2 protein-coding genes are annotated in these 4,336 nt (G+C 63.3%); one reads left to right on the top strand and one right to left on the bottom strand.

Annotation, left to right across the window (positions count from 1 at the left end; all coding sequences use genetic code 11):
• Nucleotides 1–369: glycosyltransferase family 39 protein (locus tag ACTS2Z_RS09495; RefSeq protein WP_442572973.1), on the bottom strand; the 369-nt coding region annotated here is incomplete at its 3' end.
• Between the two features lie 442 nt (nucleotides 370–811).
• Between ACTS2Z_RS09495 and ACTS2Z_RS09490 the strand changes: the two genes are divergently transcribed.
• Nucleotides 812–4,141, top strand: coding sequence for a TonB-dependent receptor (locus tag ACTS2Z_RS09490; protein ID WP_442572972.1), 3,330 nt, complete (start codon nucleotides 812–814; stop codon nucleotides 4,139–4,141).
• Nucleotides 4,142–4,336: the final 195 nt, after the last annotated feature.

The following is a 4,336-nucleotide window of genomic DNA, read 5'->3' as shown; positions in this document are numbered from 1 at the left end:
GATGGCCGCCGAGAGCCAGACCGAGGGCAGGGTGATCCAGGCGGCGAACGTCCAGGCGGCAGCGGCCTCGCCGAACAGGCGCCGGGCGCTCAAGGCCAGAAGGGCCGCCGTCGCGGTGTGCAGGATCGGAGCGGCGAGACGGATCGCCCAGTCCGAATCGCCAAAGAGCGCCGTCGTGCCAGCGATGATCCAGGCAATGAGCGGTGGCTTGGAGAAATAGCCCCAGTCCAGATCGCGCGACCACACCCAGTACTGGGTTTCGTCGGCGTAGAGGCTGGACGGGTTGAGCACCAGGCCGGCAATGCGCCCTGCCAGCAAAGCGAGGCCGAGCAGCGCCGCAGCCCAGTAGAGACGGCGGGAATCATCCATTGAAAAAAGAGTGGAGCGGGCGTTCATGGAGTACGCGGCCGGGCCTTCGCTTGCGGTTCAATCTTCCTCTTCATAAAGGGCGCGCAGGCAGAGTGCACGCCTGATGCTGCGCTGGCAGGCGGAGTGGTGATGCGGGCCGTTGCGCAGAAGACACGGTTGCCCGGGTCTCGCTGTCACATTGAGGGGTTTGTCACGGTTTCCGGTGCGGTGGCTGCCCGCGCGTTTTTGAACAAAATTCTATCTACCCTATTGATAGAAGTAAACTTATTGCCCTGCCGGGTAGTGCGGAGGATCATAACGGGGTGTTAATAAACCCCGTCATTGAAATAAAACCTTCACACTTGTGTCACCTAACCGACTCCCACCGTCCGTAAGCGGTCCCCCGAACGCCCGTAGTCCGGCGGGCTTCGCTTCAATTTGGTCGATCCAGGGGGACTATCCCATGACTTTCCTCAAGAAGTTTGCCTATGGCGCTTCTGTGGCCGCGCTCGCCGCGATGGCCCCGGTTGCAGCCGTGCATGCCCAGCAAACCACCTCGCAAGTGCGCGGTGCCGTCACCGATCAGAATGGCGCTCCGGTTGCCAACGCTGCCGTGACCATCATTCACGTTCCGACCTCGACGGTGTCGGTTGCCACCACCAGCGCCAACGGCAACTTCGCCGCGTCCGGCCTGCGCGTGGGCGGCCCCTACCGCATCACGGTCGACGCCCAGGGTTACGAAGGTGACCTCGTCGACAACCTGAACCTGGCTCCGGGTGTGAACCCGCCGGTTCGCGCCACGCTGCGCCTGGTTGAAAACGTCGAAACCATCGTGGTTTCCGGCGTCGCCACCCAGTCGATCAACCTGAACAACGGTGCCGGTTCGTCCTTCACCGCTGCCGACGTGCTCAATCAGCCGTCCTTCAACCGCGACCTCGTCAGCACGCTGCTGCGCGACCCGCTCGCCAACTCCTCTGGCGCCACGGGCAACCTGTCGGTCGCCGGTTCGAACCCGCGCTTCAACGTCTTCGTCATCGACGGCGTGCGCCAGTCGGACGATTTCGGCCTGTCCCAGTCGACCTACGCGACCTCGCGTTCGCCGATCTCGCTCGACGCTGTCGAAGCGGTGTCGGTGTCGGCCTCTGACTACTCGGTCTTCCAGTCGGGCTTCACCGGCGGCCTCGTGAACGTCGTGACCCGCGGTGGTACCAACGACTTCACCGGCACGCTCTCCTATTACCGTTCGGGCAATGACTATCAGTCGAACACCGCGTTCGACCGCTACATCGACACCCCGGACTTCGTTGAAGAAGAAGTCGGCTTCACGCTCGGCGGCCCGATCCTCGAAGACCGCCTGTTCTTCTTCGTGGGCTACGAGAAGTTTGAAACCGCCCGTCCGGTCGGCTTTGAATCTTCCGACGCGCAAAACGGCATCCAGCCGGGCTTCTACGAAGCGCTGCGTCAGGTCATCCAGACCGGTCTCGGCTACGATGTTGGCTCGCGTCCGACCGTTGCCTCGATCCCGGAAACGGCCGAGCGCTACTTCGCCCGTATCGACTGGAACATCACCGACGATCACCGCCTGCAACTGAGCTACCAGAACACCGAGGAAACCGGCACGTCGAACGTTGCCGCCGGCAACTTCGACACGGCCTGGTATGACACCCCGGTCTCGCTGGACGCCTATAACGCCCAGCTGAGCTCGAACTGGACCGCCAACTTCTCGACGCTGCTGCGCGTCGGCTACAAGGAGTTCGTGCGCGGCCAGGACTGCCGCGCGGGCACCGATGTCGGCCAGATCTTCGTTTCGCTGAACCAGAACACCGTTGCCGGCACGCCGCTCGACGGCCTGCTGACCTCGGGCTCTGCCAACCGCTCCTTCATCGGTGGTTGTGACCGTTCGCGTCACGCCAACGAGTTCGAAGACGAGCGTCTGGTGGTGTTCGGCCAGGGCGACTATGTCTGGGGCGACCACGTCATCAGCTTCGGCGGTGAGTACAACAACTACTCGCTCTACAACCTGTTCGTTCAGGACGCCTCGGGCAACTTCCAGTTCACCGGCCCGAACGCCGTTGCCAACATCCTGAGCGGCACCGCCTTCGTCGACTTCCGCGCGCCGCAAAGCCTGGTGCGTTCGGAAGGTGCAACGAACCTCGAATACACGGTTCTGACCGCCTTCCTGCAGGACCAGTGGCAGATCACGCCGGACCTGTCGGTCACCTACGGTCTGCGTTACGAGCGTTACACCGACGCTTCCAGCCTGATCCCGCGTGCAGACTTTGACGCCCTTTATGGCGCCAATGCCCGCCGCAGCCTGGACGGCCTGGACCTGATCCAGCCGCGCTTCGGCTTCCGTTGGGACGCGCTTGACCGCACCACCATCTCGGGCGGCTTCGGCCTGTTCGCCGGTGGTGACCCCAATGTGTGGTTCGCCAACACCTTCCTGCCGCAGAACTTCGTGGCCTCGGGCACGTTCACGGGTGTTGACCCGCGCACGATCCCGCAGCCGCTGCTGGACACCATTGCGGCTTCCAACCCGAACACGCTGGCTCCGATCGACACGATCTCGCCGGACTTCGAAATTCCGTCCACGTGGCGCGGCTCGCTCTCGCTGCAACAGGAATTCGACATGGTGTTTGGCGGCTTTGACCTCGGCCGTGGCTACCTGTTCGAAGCTCAGGTGCTCTACAGCCGCATCAACCAGGGCTATTCGTGGCGCAACCTGCCGCAACTCGCCCTCGGCCTGCCCGTCGGCACCGCGCCGGACGGCCGTCCGATCTACTCCGACCTGCAAGCTCTCAACCAGCAGGCTGGCGTGAACTTCCAGAACGCGGTCGAGCTGTACAACGTCGAAGACGGTGACTCGCTCGTCTACACCGTGTCGCTGGCCAACGAGTTCGAAAACGGCTTCGGCTTCTACCTCGCCTACGCCCACCAGGACGTCGAAGACATCGTCTCGGGCGCCTCGTCGGTGGCCATCTCGAACTACAACAACCAGCTCTCGGTTGACCGTAACAACCAGGTTGCCGGCCGTTCGGTCTATGAGACCGAGCACAAGTTCACGGTGGGCCTGTCGTTCGAGACCGAGATCATCGGCGACCTGCGTTCGCGTCTGGACGTGTTCGGCCTGATCTCGTCGGGCCGCGCTGCGACCCCGACCTTCACGACGATCAACAACAACCCGCTGTTTGGCCGTTCGGCCATCCAGGCGACCTCGGGCACGGACATCCTGTATGTCCCGACCGCCGGTGCTGATCCGCTCGTGTCGTACGCTCCGGGCTTCAACCAGGCCGCCTTCAACGCCTTCGTCGACAGCCACGGCCTCGCCCGCGGCCAGATCGCCGAGCGCGGCGCCCTGTCCAGCCCGTGGTTCAGCGAGTGGAACCTGCGCTTCCAGCAGGACCTGCCGTTTGCTTCCTTCGGCATCGAGCGCTTCCGGAACAACCGCGCCACCTTCGTGGTTGATATCCAGAACTTCCCGAACCTGCTGAATAACGAGTGGGGCCGTAACTACAGCTCCGCAGCGGGCAATTTCGGCAGCCTCGCGGTCGTCACTGCGGACCTGGTCCGCACCGGTGACCCGACCTTCCGTCCGCTGAACTCGCGTAACTCGACCTCGTCCAACCCGGCCAACTCTGCCGGCTACGACGCGAACTTCGATCCGGCGATCGTGTGTGCAACGGCTGGCGCCTGCCAATACCGTTTCAACACCTTCACCAACCGTTCGACGGGCAACGAAGACCTCGGTGCTTCGCTGTACCGCATCCGTCTGGGCCTGCGCTACGAGTTCTAGTAGCCACGCCTTTACGGGCTTGAGACTTAACGGGAAGGGCGGCTCATCCGAGCCGCCCTTTTCTTTTGCGACAAGCAGGATCCGGGCTGTGCCCTCGCCCTTCGAGACGCTCGCTTGCGCTCGCCCTCAGGATGAGGGCAGGGAGATGCCAATCGTCGGCGGCTTAACGCCATCGCTACCGGTTTGCGGGCATGG

Origin of the sequence: Glycocaulis sp. (assembly GCF_052168375.1) — a bacterium.
Classification (GTDB): Bacteria; Pseudomonadota; Alphaproteobacteria; order Caulobacterales; family Maricaulaceae; genus Glycocaulis.
The sequence above is the reverse complement of the archived record's forward strand: the minus strand, read 5'-3'. Positions and strand labels throughout refer to the sequence as shown.

Excerpts from the sequence above, each read along its gene's own strand:
- ACTS2Z_RS09490 (WP_442572972.1), top strand. The coding sequence starts at position 812 with ATGACTTTCCTCAAGAAGTTTGCCTATGGCGCTTCTGTGGCCGCGCTC.